This window comes from Streptomyces sp. SID4985 (assembly GCF_009863025.1).
Taxonomy (GTDB): domain Bacteria; phylum Actinomycetota; class Actinomycetes; order Streptomycetales; family Streptomycetaceae; genus Streptomyces.
The window spans coordinates 1-17,324 of sequence record NZ_WWIR01000331.1 but is presented as its reverse complement, the minus strand read 5'-3'; the positions used below and the strand labels follow the sequence as shown (position 1 = coordinate 17,324).

16 protein-coding genes and 1 pseudogene are annotated in these 17,324 nt (G+C 73.7%); 7 read left to right on the top strand and 10 right to left on the bottom strand.

The annotated features are described in order from the left end of the window. Positions 1 to 17: 17 nt before the first annotated feature. Positions 18 to 1,379: an alpha/beta hydrolase gene (locus GTW40_RS13825; protein ID WP_161180468.1), complete on the bottom strand. Its 1,362-nt coding sequence runs from the start codon at positions 1,377 to 1,379 to the stop codon at positions 18 to 20. A gap of 68 nt (positions 1,380 to 1,447) precedes the next feature. On the opposite strand from GTW40_RS13825, the gene GTW40_RS13820 reads away from it, so the two are divergent. Then, positions 1,448 to 2,056 (top strand): TetR/AcrR family transcriptional regulator, encoded by a 609-nt coding sequence (locus GTW40_RS13820; RefSeq protein ID WP_161180467.1) that lies wholly within the window; start codon positions 1,448 to 1,450, stop codon positions 2,054 to 2,056. Positions 2,057 to 2,092: 36 nt separating this feature from the next. Here the strand turns inward: GTW40_RS13820 and GTW40_RS13815 are convergent, their stop codons facing one another. Further along, positions 2,093 to 2,992, bottom strand: a complete 900-nt coding sequence (locus GTW40_RS13815) for a class I SAM-dependent methyltransferase (protein ID WP_161180466.1) — start codon at positions 2,990 to 2,992, stop codon at positions 2,093 to 2,095. A 185-nt stretch (positions 2,993 to 3,177) separates the two neighbouring features. On the opposite strand from GTW40_RS13815, the gene GTW40_RS13810 reads away from it, so the two are divergent. Continuing rightward, positions 3,178 to 3,957, top strand: a complete 780-nt coding sequence (locus GTW40_RS13810; protein ID WP_343245690.1) for a ferritin-like domain-containing protein — start codon at positions 3,178 to 3,180, stop codon at positions 3,955 to 3,957. Here GTW40_RS13810 and GTW40_RS13805 read toward each other — a convergent pair. After that, entirely contained in the window at positions 3,926 to 4,669 is a 744-nt protein-coding gene (locus GTW40_RS13805; RefSeq protein WP_161180465.1) for a class I SAM-dependent methyltransferase, read from the bottom strand. The genes GTW40_RS13810 and GTW40_RS13805 overlap by 32 nt on opposite strands. A 165-nt stretch (positions 4,670 to 4,834) precedes the next feature. Here GTW40_RS13805 and GTW40_RS13800 point away from each other — a divergent pair, with 165 nt between their 5' ends. After that, positions 4,835 to 5,698 carry a helix-turn-helix transcriptional regulator gene (locus tag GTW40_RS13800; protein ID WP_161180464.1) on the top strand — a complete coding sequence of 288 codons (864 nt, stop codon included), beginning with the start codon at positions 4,835 to 4,837 and terminating at the stop codon, positions 5,696 to 5,698. Between the two features lie 34 nt (positions 5,699 to 5,732). Here the strand turns inward: GTW40_RS13800 and GTW40_RS13795 are convergent, their stop codons facing one another. Together GTW40_RS13795 and GTW40_RS13790 are read right to left on the bottom strand one after the other, a co-directional pair. Then, positions 5,733 to 6,401, bottom strand: coding sequence for a response regulator transcription factor (locus tag GTW40_RS13795; RefSeq protein WP_202485845.1), 669 nt, complete (start codon positions 6,399 to 6,401; stop codon positions 5,733 to 5,735). Further along, entirely contained in the window at positions 6,365 to 7,633 is a 1,269-nt protein-coding gene (locus GTW40_RS13790) for a sensor histidine kinase (protein WP_161180493.1), read from the bottom strand. The genes GTW40_RS13795 and GTW40_RS13790 overlap by 37 nt, the downstream gene beginning before the upstream one ends. Positions 7,634 to 7,832: 199 nt before the next feature. Between GTW40_RS13790 and GTW40_RS13785 the strand changes: the two genes are divergently transcribed. Together GTW40_RS13785 and GTW40_RS13780 are read left to right on the top strand one after the other, a co-directional pair. Beyond that, complete coding sequence (locus tag GTW40_RS13785) at positions 7,833 to 8,570, top strand: ABC transporter ATP-binding protein (RefSeq protein ID WP_161180491.1); 738 nt, start codon at positions 7,833 to 7,835, stop codon at positions 8,568 to 8,570. After that, positions 8,564 to 11,020 carry an FtsX-like permease family protein gene (locus tag GTW40_RS13780; RefSeq protein ID WP_161180463.1) on the top strand — a complete coding sequence of 819 codons (2,457 nt, stop codon included), beginning with the start codon at positions 8,564 to 8,566 and terminating at the stop codon, positions 11,018 to 11,020. Before GTW40_RS13785 ends, GTW40_RS13780 begins: the two co-directional genes overlap by 7 nt. 122 nt (positions 11,021 to 11,142) lie before the next feature. Here GTW40_RS13780 and GTW40_RS13775 read toward each other — a convergent pair whose 3' ends face one another. The 3 genes from GTW40_RS13775 to GTW40_RS13765 form a co-directional block, all read right to left on the bottom strand. Then, positions 11,143 to 11,568: an OsmC family protein gene (locus tag GTW40_RS13775; RefSeq protein WP_161180462.1), complete on the bottom strand. Its 426-nt coding sequence runs from the start codon at positions 11,566 to 11,568 to the stop codon at positions 11,143 to 11,145. 93 nt (positions 11,569 to 11,661) lie between these two features. Then, positions 11,662 to 13,674: an alkaline phosphatase family protein gene (locus tag GTW40_RS13770; protein ID WP_343245689.1), complete on the bottom strand. Its 2,013-nt coding sequence runs from the start codon at positions 13,672 to 13,674 to the stop codon at positions 11,662 to 11,664. Between the two features lie 183 nt (positions 13,675 to 13,857). After that, positions 13,858 to 14,289, bottom strand: a complete 432-nt coding sequence (locus GTW40_RS13765; protein WP_161180460.1) for a hypothetical protein — start codon at positions 14,287 to 14,289, stop codon at positions 13,858 to 13,860. Positions 14,290 to 14,371: 82 nt separating this feature from the next. Here GTW40_RS13765 and GTW40_RS33535 point away from each other — a divergent pair, with 82 nt between their 5' ends. Both GTW40_RS33535 and GTW40_RS13755 read left to right on the top strand, forming a co-directional pair. Next, on the top strand, positions 14,372 to 15,145 hold the full coding sequence (locus tag GTW40_RS33535) for an MBL fold metallo-hydrolase (RefSeq protein WP_161180459.1): 774 nt from the start codon (positions 14,372 to 14,374) through the stop codon (positions 15,143 to 15,145). A gap of 14 nt (positions 15,146 to 15,159) precedes the next feature. After that, complete coding sequence (locus GTW40_RS13755; protein WP_161180490.1) at positions 15,160 to 15,780, top strand: VTT domain-containing protein; 621 nt, start codon at positions 15,160 to 15,162, stop codon at positions 15,778 to 15,780. A 104-nt stretch (positions 15,781 to 15,884) separates the two neighbouring features. Here GTW40_RS13755 and GTW40_RS13750 read toward each other — a convergent pair whose 3' ends face one another. Together GTW40_RS13750 and GTW40_RS13745 are read right to left on the bottom strand one after the other, a co-directional pair. Further along, on the bottom strand, positions 15,885 to 16,979 hold the full coding sequence (locus GTW40_RS13750; protein WP_202485844.1) for an MBL fold metallo-hydrolase: 1,095 nt from the start codon (positions 16,977 to 16,979) through the stop codon (positions 15,885 to 15,887). Next, a pseudogene (locus tag GTW40_RS13745) lies at positions 16,976 to 17,324 on the bottom strand (pyridoxal phosphate-dependent aminotransferase); the annotation flags it as partial. The gene GTW40_RS13750 and the pseudogene GTW40_RS13745, both read right to left, overlap by 4 nt.

Genomic DNA, 17,324 nt, shown 5'->3' with positions numbered 1-17,324 from the left:
GTGACTTGTACGTCGGGTCACTGGTGGGCGTGGAGGAAGGCGGGGATGTCCGAGCGCTTCGGGTAGTCGGGCAGCGGTGCCGGTTCGTCCCGGAGGAACGCGGTGATCACGGCGGCGGCGCGGCGGTTGTTGTCGTCCAGGCCGTTCCACAGGTGGTGGCCGACACCTGGCAGGTACTGCGTGCGCCGGATGCCGGGGTCGGCGGCCAGGACGGCGGTCGCCCACTGGCGTACCTGCGAGGAGCACTCGGCGATCATCAGCATGGCCGGGGTGCGGGAGTTCTTCAGGCGCGGGGCGAGGGACGGCGAGTCCTTCACCGTCCGCTGCACGCGGAGGCTCGCTGCGGGGCTGAAGGAGAAGTTCCGCGCGGAGTCCTCGGCGGGGATGCGGTGCGCGTCGCGGGCGCAGTAGGCGGACGCGGTGTCGCCGCCGAGGTCGGCGGCGGTGAACGCGTTGTCGCCCTCGGCCTGTCCGATCAGACCGGTGTCCGGGGCGAGGAGCCCGAGGCGCATGAGGCCGAACGCCACCGCGTACCGGGGGACGTGGGTCGAGCGGGGTCCGGTCATGGCGGGGGCGAGGCCGCGCGCGGTGGGTCGGCCGTGCTGTCCGTCGATGCGTGCGGTGGGGCCGTCCATGGGGCCGGGCTCCGCGATGATCGCGCGATGTATATGGGCGGCAACCATGGGGGTGGCGAGGGCGCGGGTGAGGACGACGGCGCCGGAGGAGAAGCCGAGGATGTCGGCCTTGGCCGCGGTCCGGGGTTCTGCGGTGGCCAAGTGGTCGAGGACGGCTGCGAGATCGCGGACCGAGCGGGACAGGGAGTACTGGTCCATCGGCAGCAGACCGCTGCGTCCGGCGCCTGCCGGTTCGTAGGCGTACACGTCGTGACCCTGGCTCGCCAGCAGCCGTAGGAAGCGGTGGTCGAGCAGTGAAATGCCGCGTACGGGGCCGCCGTTGAGGTAGACGAGCGGGACGGCCGGGCGGGGTGCGGGGCCCGTCGGCGGATAGTGGTAGACCGCGACCCGGCTGCCGGTGGACAGGTGCCAGTGCTGCATCGCCACGGAGGGCAGCGCGGGCGGATACCGGCGGGCGGTGGGCGCGGTGGGGACGCAGACCGACGCGGTGAGCGCGGCCGCGAGGACGATGGGCAGGAACAGGGCGACGCGGGCCGCCCGGGACGCCTCGGTTCGGCGCCTGCTCCGCCGGAGTGCGACGGCTGTGGCAAGTCCGGTGGTGACGCACCAGGCGACGAGCCCGGAGCCCGCGCCGTCGGTGAGGACGATCAGCAGGAGGAAGGCGGCGGATAGGGCGGCGGCGACTCCAATTCCCTTGACCACACGTGTGGTTGAGCGGGCGAGACGTAAGGCGAACGCGGACATGACGGACCCCCCAGAGTTTCCGAACGCTGTTTCAAAACGACGTTACCAGAGGGGCTAGGCTGCTCGGCATGGGCAGGCCGAGAACGAATGACGAGGGCGTCGCGGAGCGACTGGTGGCGTGCGCGACGGAGATGCTGGCCACGCGACCCCGGGAGTCGGTCACGGTGCGCGTCGTGGCGGCGGACGCCGGGACCTCGACGGCGGCGGTGTACTCCCTGTTCGGCGGCAAGGACGGACTGATCGCGGCGGTGCGCGACCGGGCCGTGGCCGGACTCTTCGCGGACCTGTCGGCGGTACCGGCCACCGACGACCCACTCACCGATCTGTACGCCCTCGCCGTCGCGTACCGGCGCTGGGGGCACGGCCACCGTCATCTGTACACGGTGCTGTTCGGCGGGGTGCAGTCCTTCGAGCCGTCGGGGGAGGTCGGGACCGCCGACCCGGTGGGGCCGCTCGTCGCGGCGATCGAGCGGGCGCTGGCGCGGGGCGTTCTCGACGGCGACGCCACCGCGATCGCGCTCTCGCTCTGGGTGGCGCTGCACGGGCTCGTGACGCTCGAACTGGCCGGGGCGCTGGACCTGTTGGCGGCCGACGCGGCGTTCGGGGCGGCGGTGGGGGCGACGTTGCGGGGGTGGGCGACGGGCGAGGTGTTTCCCGGACTGCGCCGGAAACCCTGACGGAGGCGGGACCTCCGTCAGGGTCGAGCGCTCCGGTTATGCGGGCCGTACCGCCGTGTACACGGTGTACGCGTCCAGAAGGAACACGTCCGGCCGCTGGTGGACGCTCGCCGGGTCGGCGGGGTCGACGAGGCGGTCCAGGGTGGCGCGGTCCTCGGGAGTGAGGTCGTCGGGGGCGGCGTCGCGCAGGCGGGTGAGGGTGGTGGCGACGTGGGCGCGGGCCTGCTCGGTGGCCGGGGCGGGCACGTCGAGGAGGAAGCTGCGGGTGCGGGTGGGGCGCAGCCCGGCGGAGGTCAGGAGGGCGGGCCAGTCCTCGGTCTCGGGGACGGCGCCGGGGAGTCCGGCGCGCATCCGGGCGAACCACTCCTCCTCCAGCGCGGTCAGCCGGGACTGGAGTCCGGGGCGGCCGATGCCGATGTCGCGGGGGAGGAAGCGGGCGGGGAGTCCGCCTTCCAGGAGGGCCAACGTGCCGCCGGGGGCGAGGTGTTCACCGAAGGCGGTGAGCGCGGCCCGCTGGTCGCCGAGGTGGTGCAGACTGCGGCTGGCCCAGAGGAGATCGACGGGTCGGTCCAACTTCTCCAGCACGTCCGGGAGTTCACCGGTCAGGGTGCTGAACCGGTCCCCCAGTCCCTGCTGTTCGGCACGGTCCTGCGCGCGCTCCAGGAGCGGGGCGGCGCCGTCGACCGCCACCACGTGCGCCTGCGGGAACGCCGCCGCGAACAGGCACGCCACGACACCGGGGCCGCTGCCCGCGTCCACGATCAGCTTCGGCGCGGGCACCTGCTCGGCGAGCCAGGCGATGGCCTGCTCGTACGCGGGGGTGTACAGCTCCGCCTGCGCCTCCAGCATGGGGCCCTGCTCGGCCCAGTCGAGGTCGGTGTGGTCGTGTCCGTGCGCCTCGTGGTGCTCGTGGTGCTGGTGGTGGTCGTGCGCCATGGTGGCCCGCCTCTCTTCCGGATGGGCCCAGCGTGCGACGGCGGGGCGGCCGCGGGCCAGTTCTGTTGCCGTTATGGCAAGTGCGGATGCCGTACGCGCGGCGGGCGGGGTGGCGGAACGGTTCGGCGCCCGGGCGCGTCGTCCCTCTTCAGGGTGCGAGGGCCGCACCCGGGGAGGGGATCAGGGTGCGCGGGAGCGATTTCGCGGAGTGGACGCGGCGGTTCGAGGAGGAACGTGAACGGCGGGCCGCGCTGGGCGACCCGGACTGGCGGCGGAACGCCACGGAGCACCCGGCGGTGTGGGCGAGCGTCCAGCGCTTCCAGGTCGGGGAGGACGGCGACGGCACCAGCCTCCTCGCCAAGGCCGACCGCGCGGGCGACCCCGACTACGCACGGGCGGCCCGCCTCTTCGTCGCCGAGGAACAGAACCACGCCCGTCTCCTCGCCCGGCTCCTCGCCTCGGCCGGGCTCCCGACCCTCTCCGGCCACTGGAGCGACACGGTCTTCGTACGTCTGCGCCGGCTCCTCGGCCTGCGGCTGGAGCTGCTGATCCTCATGGTCGCGGAGCTGGTCGCCCTCCGCTACTACCGCGCCCTCCGCGACGGCAACACCGACCCCCTCACCGCCGAGGTCGCGGCTCGCATCCTCGCCGACGAGGAACGCCACATCCCCTTCCACTGCGCCCGCCTCCACACCTCGTTCGCCCGACTCCCCCGCCCCCTCCGCCGCCCCCTCCTCCTTCTCTGGCGCCTGCCCCTGCTCGGCGCCTCCCTCCTCGTCGCCACCGACCACGGCCGCGCCCTCACCGCCCTCGGCGTCGGCCGGGCGCGCTTCGTGGCGGACGTGCTGGGGACGAGCGGGGACGTGATCGCGGCGATCCTGTCGCCCGGGACGGACGGACCGGCTCAGGAAGCTCAGGGCGACGGCAGTCGGCTCACTCCGGCTTCCGATAGGCCCGCAGCCTGAACACCGGGTCCGCGCGCGGCCGGTCCTGATCCGGGAGGCGGGACAGAAGCTCCGCGAAGTGGGCCGTCTCCGGGGCGCCGGGCGGAAGGGTGCTGAACCAGCCGCGGCCGAGGTCGGTGATGGTCCGGCGGGGGCTGCGGCCCTGACCGACGCCCACGAAGCGACCTTCGCCCGCCGGGATGAGACCGGCCTCGGTGGCGTGGGCGGTGATGATGTCGGGCGCGTCGGCGGCGGGTGGGCGGGTGCGGGAGGCGAGGACGGCGTCGATGTCGCTGCCCACGTTGTGGGAGCGGGCCTTGTCGACGGTGGTGACGTAGGTGCCGCCGGGGCGCAGGACGCGGGCGACCTCGGTGAGGACCGCGCGCCGGTCGGCGGGGTCGGCCAGCAGGTGGAGCAGCCAGACGCTGGTGACGGCGTCGAAGGTGGCGTCGGGGAAGGGGAGTTGGCGGCAGTCGGCGCGCAGGATCGCGCCGGGGACGAGGGCCGCCGAGCGTCGGATCATGGCGCGGGCGCGGTCCACCCCGGTCACGCGCAGACCTGGGCGGGCGGCCGCCAGGCGTCGGGTGACCGTGCCGGTGCCGCAGCCGAGGTCCAGGAGGCGGCCGGTGCGGGCGGGGATCAGGGCGAGGACGGCCTCGGTGGCGGCCTCCGCGCGGGCCTCTCCGCCACGGGAGGCGTCGTAGATGGCGGCTTCCTTCTCGTAGTCGAGCACGGGGCCAGTGTGCGGTCGCCGCGATCGCCATGTCCCGCTATTTGTAAAGGAGTTGACAGATCGTCAGGTATGCGTTCCCGATCTTTCTTACCTTCGGGCACGTGTGCGGAAGCCCTGCTCGTGACAGACTGGCGGCACGACTTCGGCACGCAGGGAGGGGCGGGCGTGAGTGAGCGGCGGGCCGCGCCCACCGTGGGCCAAGTGGTCCTGGGCAAGCGGTTGCAGGAGCTGCGTGAGACGGCCGGTCTCGGCCGGGACGCGGCCGCGCAGGTGCTCCATGTGAACGCCGCGACGGTACGGCGCATGGAGATGGCCGAGGTAGCCCTCAAGATCCCTTACGTGCAGGCACTGTTGGCCGCGTACGGCGTGACCGGCGACGAGGCGGCCGCGTTCATCCGGCTGGCCGAGGACGCGAACCGCCCGGACTGGTGGCAGCGCTTCCACGACGTGCTGCCGGAGTGGTTCAGCCTCTACGTCAGCCTGGAGGGCGCCGCCCGGCTCATCCGCTCCTACGAACCCCACTTCGTCCCGGGCCTGTTGCAGACCGAGGCGTACGCGCGCGCCGTACTGGAGGCCGGGACCATCGGCCAGCACGCGCCGGACTCGGTCGAGCGGCACGTCACCCTGCGCATGGAGCGCCAGCACCTGCTGGAGCGGGACGACCCGCCGCATCTGTGGATCGTCATGGACGAGACGGTACTGCGCCGCCCCGTGAGCACCCGCTCCGAGGTCATGCGCGACCAGCTGGACAAGCTCCTCGAATACACCGAGCGGGACCGCGTCACCCTCCAGCTCGCCGAGTTCGCCGCGGGCCCGCACCCGGGGACGTACGCCCCGTTCACCCTCTTCCGCTTCCCCCAGCGGGAGTTGCCCGACATGGTCTTCACCGAGTACCTCACCGGCGCGCTGTACCTGGACTCCCGCGAGGAGGTGGCCACGCACCTGGAGGTGCTGGACCACATGACGGCACGCGCGGCATCCGCCCAGCGCACGCAGAAGCTGCTGCGCGAGTTCCGCGAGAGCCTCTAGAGCTGTTCACCCGGAGCCGTTCACGCAGGGCTGTTCAGGCCCGTAGGTAGGCCAGGACCGCCAGGACCCTGCGGTGTGCCGCGGCCGTCGGGGGCAGGTCCAGCTTGGCGAGGATGCTGCCGACGTGCTTGCCGATCGCGGCTTCGGAGACCACCAGTTCCCCGGCGATCGCGCTGTTGGACCTGCCCTCGGCAACGAGTGCCAGCACCTCGCGTTCGCGCGGGGTGAGCCGCTCCAGCGGGTCACGGCGACGGCGCAGCAACTGGCGTACCACCTCGGGGTCGACCACCGTCCCGCCGTCCGCGACCCTGCGCAGCGCCTCCAGGAACTCCTCGACCTGGCCGATCCGGTCCTTGAGCAGGTAACCGACGCCCGTTCCGTCGCCGGAGTCCAGGAGGTCGGCGGCGTACGTCCGTTGCACGTACTGGCTGAGGACCAGGACCGGGAGTGCGGGGTTCCGCCGCCGCAGCCGTACCGCCGCGTGCAGGCCCTCGTCCTGGAAACCGGGCGGCATGCGCACGTCCGTCACCACGATGTCGGGGGCCTGCTCCTCGACCGCGGTGATCAGTGCCCGCGCTTCCCCGACGGCCGCCACCACCTCGTGGCCGCAGCGGCCGAGCAGGCCGACGAGCCCTTCCCGCAGCAGCACGCCGTCCTCGGCCAGCACTATGCGAAGCGGTCGGCCGCCTCGGTCAACTCGCAAGGAAACTCCACACGCAACAGCGTCGGTCCACCCGCCGGACTGGTCAGCGCAAGTCTGCCATCGAGCGCCCACACCCGGTCCGCGAGACCGGTGAGACCGCTGCCCGCCGAGGGGTCCGCACCGCCGCGTCCGTCGTCGCGCACCTCCAGGAACAGGCGTCCGTCGCGATGGCCGCCGCTCACCCGCGCCCGGTCGGCCCCGCTGTGCCGGTCGACGTTGGCCAGCGCCTCACGGACCACGAAGTACGCCGCGGACTCGACGGACTGATCCGGACGGCCCGGCAGTTCGAGGTCGACGGCGACGGGGACCACGCAGTGGTCGGCGGCGTCGGCGACCGCTGCCCCGAGGCCGTAGTCGGTGAGCACCTTGGGGTGGATGCCGTGGATGAGTTCACGCAGCTCCGCGAGCGCGCTCCCCGCCTCCTCGTGAGCCTTGGCAAGCTGGTCGGCGAGAGGGCCGGGCGGAGCGTCGAGGCGCGCCAGCCCGAGGGTCATCGTCAGGGACACCAGGCGCTGTTGGGCGCCGTCGTGCAGATCGCGCTCGATGCGGCGGCGCTCGGTCTCGAAGGCGTCGACCAACCGGGCCCGGGATCGGGCCAGTTCGACCACCTCAGCGCTCAACTCCCCGTCACGGGAGGCGATCAGGAGCCGGGTCAGCGCGGCGCGGGCACCGGCCGTGACACCGAGCGCGTAGGCGCACAGCCCCAGCAGGAGCAGCCCCAGTACGGCGACGCCGATCGCGGCGGGCCAGGTGGTGACCGTCCACTGCTTGAGCACCTTCGCCTCATGGCCGTCGCCGGTCGTGGCCATGAGCAGCGGAGTCGCGGCCAAGGACAGGGGCACAAGGGCGACCACGACCGCCAGTGCGTCGACGGGCCACAGCAGTCCGGCGAACAGCAACGCGTATCCGAGTTCCCGCCAGGTGGCCTGCTCGCGGAGCCGCGTGGTCAGCCATGCCCACAGTCCCGGCGCGGTCGGTACCCGGTGCCGGCCAGTCATCGCGTCGCCGTCGACCAGGCGCAGCCTGTGCCGCTCCACCCAGGCCACCGGGATACCGCCGAGGGCGAGTACGACGCACAGCGGCAGCCCCACCAGGACGACGGCGAGCGCACCGCAGACCGCCACCGCCGTCACGCCCGCCGCCAGGACGGCGGCGCCGGTCACCGCGCCGGTGAGGAGATACGCGGCGGAGCGCCAGGGCCAGGCGGACAGCAGAAAGCCCGGCCGGGACATGGCCTGCCACACATTCCGAGGGTGCATGAGCATGACCGTAAGCGGCCCCGTCGGCCGGAGGCCATCGGTCCGGGGCCCGTATTGGGGGTATGCCTGGCCCTACCCCGTTTCTCGTCCTGGCCGTACTGCGTCACCGGGGGCCGCCGCGGTTTCGTGGAGGCACCGACGAGCCGAGGAACAGGTGCCGATGAGGGAAGACATGACCGAGGACGCGATCCGACTGCGCTCCGTGACCCGGCGGTACGGCTCGGGCGGCACGTCCGTCACCGCCCTCGACGGGGTGTCGCTCGCCTTTCCCCGGGGGACCTTCACCGCCGTGATGGGCCCGTCCGGGTCCGGCAAGTCGACGCTGCTCCAGTGCGCGGCGGGGCTGGACCGGCCCACGTCGGGCTCGGTCACCGTGGGCGGTACGGAGCTGACCACGCTGAGCGAGACCGGGCTGACCCTGCTGCGCCGTAAGCGCGTCGGCTTCGTGTTCCAGGCGTTCAACCTGCTGCCCGCGCTGACCGCCGAACAGAACGTGGCACTCCCCCTGCGGCTGGCGGGGCGCCGTCCGGGAAAGGCCGAGGTGCGCGAGGTGCTTCAGCGGGTCGGACTCGGCGACCGCGCGCGGCACCGGCCGGCCGAACTGTCCGGCGGCCAACAGCAACGGGTGGCGCTCGCCCGCGCCCTGATCACCCGGCCCGACGTGCTGTTCGGGGACGAGCCGACCGGCGCGCTGGACTCGCGGACCGGCCGCGAGGTGCTGGACCTGCTGCGCGGCATGGTCGACGGAGACGGCCAGACGATCGTCATGGTCACCCACGACCCCGTCGCCGCCGCCCGCGCCGACCGCGTCGTCCTGCTCGTCGACGGCTGCGTCGACGGCGAGCTGACCGGCGCGGGCGCCGAGGACATCGCGGCACGGATGGCCACGCTGGAGGCGGCGCCGTGCTGAGCACCGCTCTGCGTACCCTGCGCACCCGCTGGGTCACCTTCGTCGGCAGCTTCGTCGCCCTCTCCCTGGGGGTGGCGCTGATCGCCGTCATGGGGCTGGCGCTGGCGTCCTCGCTGGACGCACCCGACCGGAGGCCGGAGCGGTTCGCCGCCGCGCCGGTCGTCGTGCAGGGGCAGGACACCCTCAGGGTCGCCACCGCGAACGGTGACCGCACTCAGAAACTCGCGCGGCCTCGTGCCGTGCCCGCCGCCGCGATGACCAGGCTGCGCGCTCTCGGGACCGTCGTCGAGGACCGGTCGTTCGCGGTGCGGGCCGAGGGCGCCCCCGCCGATCTGGTGGGCCACCCCTGGTCCACCGCCGCCTTCGCGCCGTACGCACTCGACGCGGGACGCCCGCCCGAGTCCGCCAACGAGGTCGTCGTGAGCGGTGACTGGGCCCGCCCGGGGACCGACGTACGGACCGGCGGCGGCACCGTGCGCGTCGTCGGCACCGTGACCGGGCTCGGCTTCGAGAACGCCGTGTTCTACACCGACGCCCGCGCCGCCGAACTGTCCCCGTACAGCCCGCGACTTGTAGTCGACGCCGATGCGACGGCTGTGCGCGAGGCGCTCCGTGGCGTCGAGGGTGTCCAGGTCCTCACCGGGGACACGCGCCGGTACGCCGACGCCGATCCCGACCGGGACAGCGAGGCTCTGACCGCGATGAACGCCATGTTCGGCACGGCCGGGGGCGTCACCGGGTTCGTGTCGGTGTTCGTGGTGGCCTCGACCTTCGCGTTCGCGGTGGCCCAGCGGCGCCGCGAGTTCGGGTTGCTGCGCACCGCCGGGGCGACCCCGGGGCAGCTCCGCCGCATGGTCGTGTCCGAGGCGCTCGTGGTCGGCGTGCTCGCCTCGGCCGTCGGCTGTGTGCTCGGTTCCCACGAGGCTCCGAGGCTTGCCGCGTGGGCGGTCGACGAGGGCCTCGCGCCGCGCTGGTTCGCCATCGGCGACTACACCTGGCCGTACCAACTCGCTTTCTGGTCGGGCCTGTTCGTGGCGGTGTCCGGCGCACTGACCGCGTCCTGGCGGGCGGGGCGCACCGGTCCCGGCGAGGCGCTGCGCGAGGCGTCCGTGGACACCGGGGCGATGACCCGGGGCCGACGGCTGTTCGGCGCGGCCCTGCTGATCACCACCGCGGTGACGCTCGCCGTGGCCCTGCTGACGAATCCGGGCGAGCTGTTGCAGCGCAAGGTCTACGTGAGCCGCCCGATGCTGCTGATCAGCGCGGTCGCACTGCTCGCGCCGGTGCTGGTACGGCCGCTGGTCCGGTTGATCGCCCGGCTGCCTGCCCGGCTGCCCTGCGCCGTGGGGATGCTGGTGCGGGAGAACGCCGCCGCCGGGGTGCGCCGCACCGCCGCCGTCGCGGCGCCCGTACTGGTCACGGTGGCGCTGGCGGGCTCGCTGCTGGGCGCCACCGCCACCCTCGACCGGGCGAAGGCCACCGAGGTGCGCGAGCGGACGGCCGCCGACTTCGTGGTCGTTCCGGCGGATGACTCCGGCTTCGACGGGGCGACGCTGCGGCGGCTTCGGGCCGTGTCCGGTGCCGAGGTCGCGCCGAGCGCGTCGAGTGCCGTGTACGCCCTGGAGGACGACGTGGCACTCCTCAGGTCCGATGCCAGGGCCGCCGAGCCGGAGCCGCTCGCGACGACCGCACACCTTCCGCTCGCCGCCGGGAAGGTGAGCGACCTGGACGACGACTCGATCATCGTCAACGAGGAGTGGCAGAAGCACACTGTGGGCGAGCGGGTGGACGTGTGGCTCGGCGACGGCACGAGGAGGTCCCTGCGGATCGCCGCGGTCATGACGACCGGCACCGGCGGCAACGGCGTCTACGTCACCCCGCGCAACGCCCCTGCGGCACCCGTCGACCGGGTCGACGTACGCCTCGCGGACGGATCCGACCGGACCACCGTGGCCGCCGGTCTGCGCCGGGCGGTGCGGGCGTCGGGCGGGAAGGTCCTCACCGGGAACGCCTGGGTGCGTGATCAGTCCCCCGAGACCAACCGGACGACCAGGGCGGGCTTCCTCCTGGTCCTCGGTATCGCCCTCCTCTACACCGGCATCTCTCTGGCCAACACGATGGTCATGGCGACCTCCGACCGGGTCCGCGAGCTGGCCGTGCTGCGGCTGACCGGCGCCACCCGGTGGCAGGTGCTGCGACTGGTGGGCGCCGAGGCGCTGATGGTCGTCATGGTCGGCGGAGTGCTGGGAGCGCTGGTCGCCGGGCTCAACCTGGCAGGCATGTGGGTCGCGTTGGGCCTGCTCTCCGTGTGGACGACCGTCGAGATCCCGTGGCCGACGCTCGCCGGGGTCCTGGGCGCCTGCGCGGTGCTCGCGGTGATCGCGGCCGTCGTTCCGGCGGGTCTGCTGCTGCGACGCGGGGCGGTGGAGTCGGTGGGCGTACGCGAGTGACGCGGTGACGATGCGGCACTCAACACCCGTTCGCGGGGCGCGCGTTCGCCCCCGCTCGCACGCAGGACGCACGACGAAGAGCGCGGTGCCCCCGGCACGGCCAGGGGCACCGCCCGTCCACCTCAGGCCAGTTCGGCCGTCAGGGTGATCGGGGCGCCGGTCAGGGCCTGGCTGACCGGGCAGTTCTTCTTGGCGTCCTCGGCCGCGGCGCGGAAGGCGTCCTCGTCCAGGCCGGGGACCTCGCCGCGCACGGTGAGGTGGATGCCGGTGATGCCCTCGCCGGGCTGGAAGGTGACATCGGCCTTGGTCTCGAGGCGGGTGGGGGGATTACCGGCGCCGGTCAGGCCGTGCGAGAGCGCCATGGAGAAGCAGCTGGAGTGGGCGGCCGCGATCAGCTCCTCGGGGCTGGTGCGGCCGTTCGCCTGCTCGGCGCGCGACGGCCACGAGACCGGCTGGGAGCCGATGCCGGAGGAGTCGAACGTGACGGTGCCGTTGCCCGTCAGGAGTTCGCCCTCCCAGACGGTGTGTGCGGTGCGCGTGGTGGCCACGGTGGTTCCTTTCGCATGTGATCCCGTTTCCGGGCTCTGTGTCACCCATCCGATCACATTCGGCGGCGCGGCGGTGTGAGGACCCGTCCGCGCTCAGGCGGCGCGCCGGTCGGCGTCGGTGTCGAGCGGCACCTCGGGACCGCTCAACTCCCCCAGCCAGCGCCGCAGTACGGCGTGTACGTGCTCGGCGCCCACGAGCTCCCCGCCTGGTGCGGACAACGCCACCGGGGAGAGCAGGAAGGGCCGGGACTGGGCGCCGCCGAGGCCGCCGTGGGAGCCGATCTGCTCCTCGAAGGCGAGGACTTCGCCGGTCTCCGGGTCGTAACTGGAGTTGACCATGATGTCGGCGGTGTGCGGGAAGGCGTGCGTGCGGCGTACGGCCTCGGCCGCGCCGGGGCCGAAGGGGGCGAGCGGGCCAGGGTGTTCGTCGAGGTCGGCGAGCGGGATCTCGGTGCCCGCGGGGCCGAGCACCACACCGCCGTGCTCCTCGCTGCGCACCAGCAGGAAGCCGACGCCGGGGTGGTTGGCGAGGGTGGCCAGCAGGGCGGGGTGGCGGGCGTCGATCTCCTCCTTGGTCAGCCGGTGCGGCCTGTCCGGGAAGGAGATCAGGCCGAGGTTGCCGGAGGCGAGCACGACCGGTTCGAGGCGGCGGGCGGGGCGCGGAGGTGTCTCGTCGGGCTCGTCGGGCCTGCCGAGGGCCGCGCGCACGGCGGCGCGGGCCTCGGCCCCGCTGTGGGTTCGCTCGGCGCGGCGCGGTACGGGCAGCCCGCAGCCCGCGCGGACGAGGTTGGCCAGCGTGAGGCCGTAGCGGGCGCGGAAGGTCTCGCCGGGGCTCTGGCCGTGGTCGGAGAGGATCACCACGTGGTAGGGGCGGGGCGCGTGTTCGGCGGCCTTCTCGATGAGCGCGACGGAACGGTCGAGGCGGCGCAGCACCTGCTCCACGTCCCGGCTGTGCGGCCCGGAGTGGTGGGCGACCTCGTCGTACGCCACGAGGTCGGCGTAGACGACGCTGCGTCCGGCGAGCAGGTCGCCCATGACGGCGGCGACCACGACGTCCCGTTCGACGACGGTGGCGAAGGCGCGGATGAAGGGGTAGAGGCCGCCCCGGCTCACCCGGGGCCGCTCCTGGCGCAGCCGGGCGCGCACGGACTGGACGGTCTCGCGGCCGATCTCGGCGGCGAAGGACAGGGCGGTGCGCACGGCGTTGGCGGGGTCGCTGAAGTAGGCGAAGTACCCGGCGCGGGAACGGTTCTCCCGGCCCCGGCGACGGGTCGCGATGGACAGCACGAGCGCCTGTTCCCCGGCACCGCCGCTGAACAGGTTGCCCCGGCTGGCCCCGTCCATCGCGAGCAGTCCGCGTTCCCCGGTGCGGATCATGGCGCGGCGCTGGAGTTCGGCGGCGGAGGTGGGCCGGTTGCAGACCATGACCTCGCCGCGCTCCTTCTCGTACCAGCGGAAGGCGGGCACGTCGAAGGTGCTGCCGTGCAGGATGCCGAGCTGGCTGGCGCCGGTCTGGCTGGACCAGTCGGTGCGCCAGGGGGTGAGCCGGTGGGTGGGGCCCGTACCGTCGGCGCCGGTCAGCAGGCGGGCCAGGGTCGGCAGATGCCCGGCGCGGACGGCGGCGGTGAGCACGTCGTGCCCCACGCCGTCGAGCTGGACGCAGACCAGTCCGGGCCCGGCCGGACAGGGCGGGGTGCCCCGGCGGCGGCGGTCGGCCAGGCGCAGCAGTCGGCGCCGGTAGGCGTCGTCGTCGCGCACGGCGAGGGCGCCGCCGGTCGCGGAGGCGACGGCGGACATCACGGCGGCGACGATGACGGCGGTCTCGGGCGCGGCCTCGCCCTGCCCGGTGGGGCTGAGCCGCAGGGCGAGCAGCAGCAGGGAGCCGTTGAGCGCGAAGACGAGAAGGCCGAGGAAGAGCGCGGGCACGAGCAGCAACAGCCGTACCAGGAGCGGCCAGACGAGGGCGGAGAGCAGACCGAAGGCGCCCGCTCCGCAGGCGGCGGTGATCGCGATCCGGGTCGCGCTGTCGCCGTCGGCGGACTGCAGCCGGAAGTCGGGCAGCAGCGCGGCGAGCGCGAGCATGGTGAGCGTCGAGACCGCCCACACCGTGACGCTCCGCCCTAGCTGACCGGCGATCCGTCGCCACCGTACGCCCCGTACACCCCCCACGCCCCGTGCACCTCGCCTCCCGGCCCGTACGGCACCGGGCCCCGCTCCACCTTGCCACACCGGGGCGCGGAGCCCCGGTGATCCGGATCACCGGGGCGATGTCGGGCGCCAAGCCCCCGTTCAGAGGCCGTCGTACCCGGCCGTCGGCATCGACAGCCTCCGGTGCACCCGCGCCTTCATCGCCGCGTCGTACGACGGCTCGGCCCGCCCCACCGTCTCCACGCGCACCCCGCGCCGGGCGCACTCGGCGGTGAACTCCTCCACCGAGGACAGGGCGCGTTCGAGGACGCGTCGGCTGGGGGCGACGAAGACGTCCACTCCGGAGCGCACGCCGTCCCACAGAGCGCCGTGGTCGAAGCGCAGGCCGCCGACGAGGAGCTCCCGTGTGACGACGTAGCCCTGCTCGGCGGCCCAGCGGGCGCACATGGCGTGCTGGCTGCGGGAGTCGACCAGGAACGGGTCCTCCTCCAACTCCTCCAGCGGAGTCAGGCTGGCGATGGCGGTGACCCGCACCGGCGCGATCCCGTCGGCGGCACCCCGTAACGGTCTCATGGCGTCCCCTCACCTCCGGGCTCGCCGCAGACCCTACCGCTGCCCGTAGGCTTCGGGGGAGTCGTGCGAAGGAGGTGCGGGGGTGCCGGTGGAGGTCACCTGGTGGGGACACGCGACCTGTGCGATCCAGGATTCGGACACACGGGTGCTCACCGATCCCCTGTTCGCCGTGCGCCTCGCACATCTGCGCCGCCGCCGGGGCGCGTTGCCCCCCGCACGCGCCCGGCGCGCGGATCTGGCGCTGGTCTCCCATCTGCACTCCGATCACCTGCACCTGCCGTCGCTGGCCGAACTGGAGCCGGGTACGCGGCTGCTGATGCCCCGGGGCGCCCCGCGCGCGGTGCCCGGGCTGCGACGGCTGCGCCACCTGGACATCACCGAGGTCCAGCCCGGTGACGAGGTACGGGTCGGTCCCCTACGGGTACGCGTGGTCTCCGCCCGGCACGACGGACGCCGGCTGCCGTTCGGCCCGCACCGCTCCCCCGCGCTCGGGTACGTGGTCGAGGGCGAGGGCCGGACCTACTTCGCCGGGGACACCGGTCTGTTCGACTCCATGGCCGAGGAGGTCGGCCCGGTGGACGTGGCGCTGCTGCCGGTGGGCGGCTGGGGGCCGTTCCTCGGCGAGGGGCATCTGGACGCGGGGCGGGCGGCGCGGGCGCTGGCCGGACTCGGGCCGCGCTGTGCGGTGCCGGTGCACTACGGCACGTACTGGCCGATCGGCATGGACGCGGTCCGCCCGCACGAATTCCACGCGCCCGGCGACGAGTTCGCGCGCCTCGCGGCCGAGACCGCGCCCGGCGTCGCGGTGCACCGGCTCGGGCACGGGGAGAGCGTACGGCTGGAGGTCGCCCGGTGAGATGCCCGGCGGGCGTGGCCCTGCTGGCGGCGGCCGCCCCTCAGGTCGTACCGCCCGAGTCCACGCAACAGGCCCTCGGCTACCCGCCGTTGTTCCTCCTGGTGCTCATCGGGGCGCTGGTGCCGGTGGTGCCGACGGGGGCGCTGGTCAGCTCGGCGGCGGTGGTCGCCTTCCATCAAACGGCGCCCTACTCCCTCGCGTTGGTCTTCGTGACGGCCTCGCTCGCGGCCTTCCTCGGGGACGCGGCGCTGTACTGGCTGGGGCTGCGCGGGCTGCGTTCGCAGAGCGGCTCGCGCTGGCTGGAGGCGATACGCGACCGGGCGCCGGAGGAGAAACTCGCCGGCGCTCAGGAGAAATTGGCGGACCACGGGGTCGCGGTGCTGGTGCTGTCCCGGCTGGTCCCGGCGGGCCGGATACCCGTGATGCTCGCCTGTCTGCTGGCGAAGTGGCCGCTCAGACGCTTCGCCCGGGGGAACCTGCCGGCCTGTCTGGCGTGGGCGGTGACCTACCAGCTGATCGGCATCCTCGGGGGTTCGCTGTTCCCCGAGCCGTGGGAGGGCGTGGTGGCGGCGGTCGCGCTGACGGTGCTGGTCGGCGCGGTACCGGGGGTGGTACGGCGGGTTCGGGGGCGGTGAGGGGGCTCGTGCGTACGGGGCGCGGTCCCGGGTCAGTCCAGCACCCGTGTCCCGGGTCAGTCCAGCACCCGTGTCCCGGGTCAGTCCAGTACCCGTGTCCCGGGTCAGTCCAGCACCCGTGAGGCCCCGATCGGCAGGTCCCACAGGTCGTCCCGGTCGTACCCGGCCTTCTCCCAGGCGGTGCGCACGCGGGTGAGCGGTTCCAGGACCGGTTCCGCCGAGAGGACGAAGGTGCCCCAGTGCATCGGCGCCATCCGCCGGGCGCCGAGATCCTGGACGGCCTGGACGGCCTCCTCGGGGTCGCAGTGCACATCGCTGAGCCACCAGCGCGGGTCGTAGGCGCCGATCGGCATCAGGGCCAGGTCGATGCCGGGGTAGCGGCGGCCGATACGGCTGAACCAGTGGCCGTATCCGGTGTCCCCGGCGAAGTACACGCGCTGTCCGTCGGGCGCGGTGAGCACCCAGCCGCCCCACAGGCTGTGGCAGGTGTCGGTGAGGGTGCGCTTGGACCAGTGGTGCGCGGGCACGAAGTCGAAGCGGACACCGTCGAGTTCGGCGCCCTCCCACCAGTCCAGCTCGGTCACCCGGGTGAACCTCCGTCTGCGGAACCAGCTTCCGAGCGCGGCGGGCACGAACAGCGGTGTGTCACGCGGGAGTCGGACCAGCGTGGGCGCGTCCAGGTGGTCGTAGTGGTTGTGGCTGATGACCACCGCGTCCACCGGGGGCAGCGCCTCCCAGGGGATGCCGACCGGCGTGACACGGGCGGGCGTGCCGAGGATGCGGCGCGACCACACCGGGTCGGTGAGCACGGTCAGGCCGCCCACCTGGACGACCCAGCTGGCGTGCCCCACCCAGGAGGCGGCGACGGTACGGGCCCCCACATGGGGCAATGGGCCCGGTTCGTAAGGGAGTCGGGGAATGTCGGCGAGGCCCTGCGGGTCGGGGCGCAGGGAACCCTCGCGGGCGAAGCGGGCCATGGCCTTCAGGCCGGGCAGCGGCGTGGTGAGCCGGTCGTGGAAGGCGCGCGGCCACACCCGGCGCTCCCCGAGCGGGCGCGGCTCGGCGAGCGGCGGAAACGCGGGCGGGAGCGCGGACTTGGGCGATCCGCCCACGGGAACGGTGGTGGTCGTGCCGACGGTCGCGCTGATCGCTTCGGGGGTCGTGGCGGTGGACCCGGGCTCGTGCGTCTGCTGCGTCATCGAGGATGCTCCCATCGCTGAGCGTCGTCACGGAGATCGTCGAAGACGGACCCCAAGGACATCAACGCGCGTTGCACATGCGGCAGTTCCATCGGTGTGGGCGAGGTGAGGCTTTCGGTGCGATCCGCATCGGTCGTACCCGTCAGGGGGCCGGTGGCGAGCCGTACCCGCAGTGCGCCGAGGTCGTCGCCGAAGCGGTGGCCGCCGGGGGCGGGCATGGGGAGCCGGGCGGTGAGGTAGTCCTCCAGTTCCTGGGCGTCGCCGACGCCCCGTGCGGCGAGCGCCTCACGCAGCGGGCCGAGGTCGGCGTACAGCTGGCGGCCCGCCTGCGGCGGCCGGGCGAGC

Coding starts and splice junctions, on each gene's coding strand:
- GTW40_RS13825 (WP_161180468.1), bottom strand. CDS start 1,379: ATGTCCGCGTTCGCCTTACGTCTCGCCCGCTCAACCACACGTGTGGTC.
- GTW40_RS13790 (WP_161180493.1), bottom strand. CDS start 7,633: ATGTCCCGGCCGGGCTTTCTGCTGTCCGCCTGGCCCTGGCGCTCCGCC.
- GTW40_RS13750 (WP_202485844.1), bottom strand. CDS start 16,979: ATGACGCAGCAGACGCACGAGCCCGGGTCCACCGCCACGACCCCCGAA.
- GTW40_RS13785 (WP_161180491.1), top strand. CDS start 7,833: ATGACCGAGGACGCGATCCGACTGCGCTCCGTGACCCGGCGGTACGGC.
- GTW40_RS13820 (WP_161180467.1), top strand. CDS start 1,448: ATGGGCAGGCCGAGAACGAATGACGAGGGCGTCGCGGAGCGACTGGTG.
- GTW40_RS13815 (WP_161180466.1), bottom strand. CDS start 2,992: ATGGCGCACGACCACCACCAGCACCACGAGCACCACGAGGCGCACGGA.
- GTW40_RS13765 (WP_161180460.1), bottom strand. CDS start 14,289: ATGAGACCGTTACGGGGTGCCGCCGACGGGATCGCGCCGGTGCGGGTC.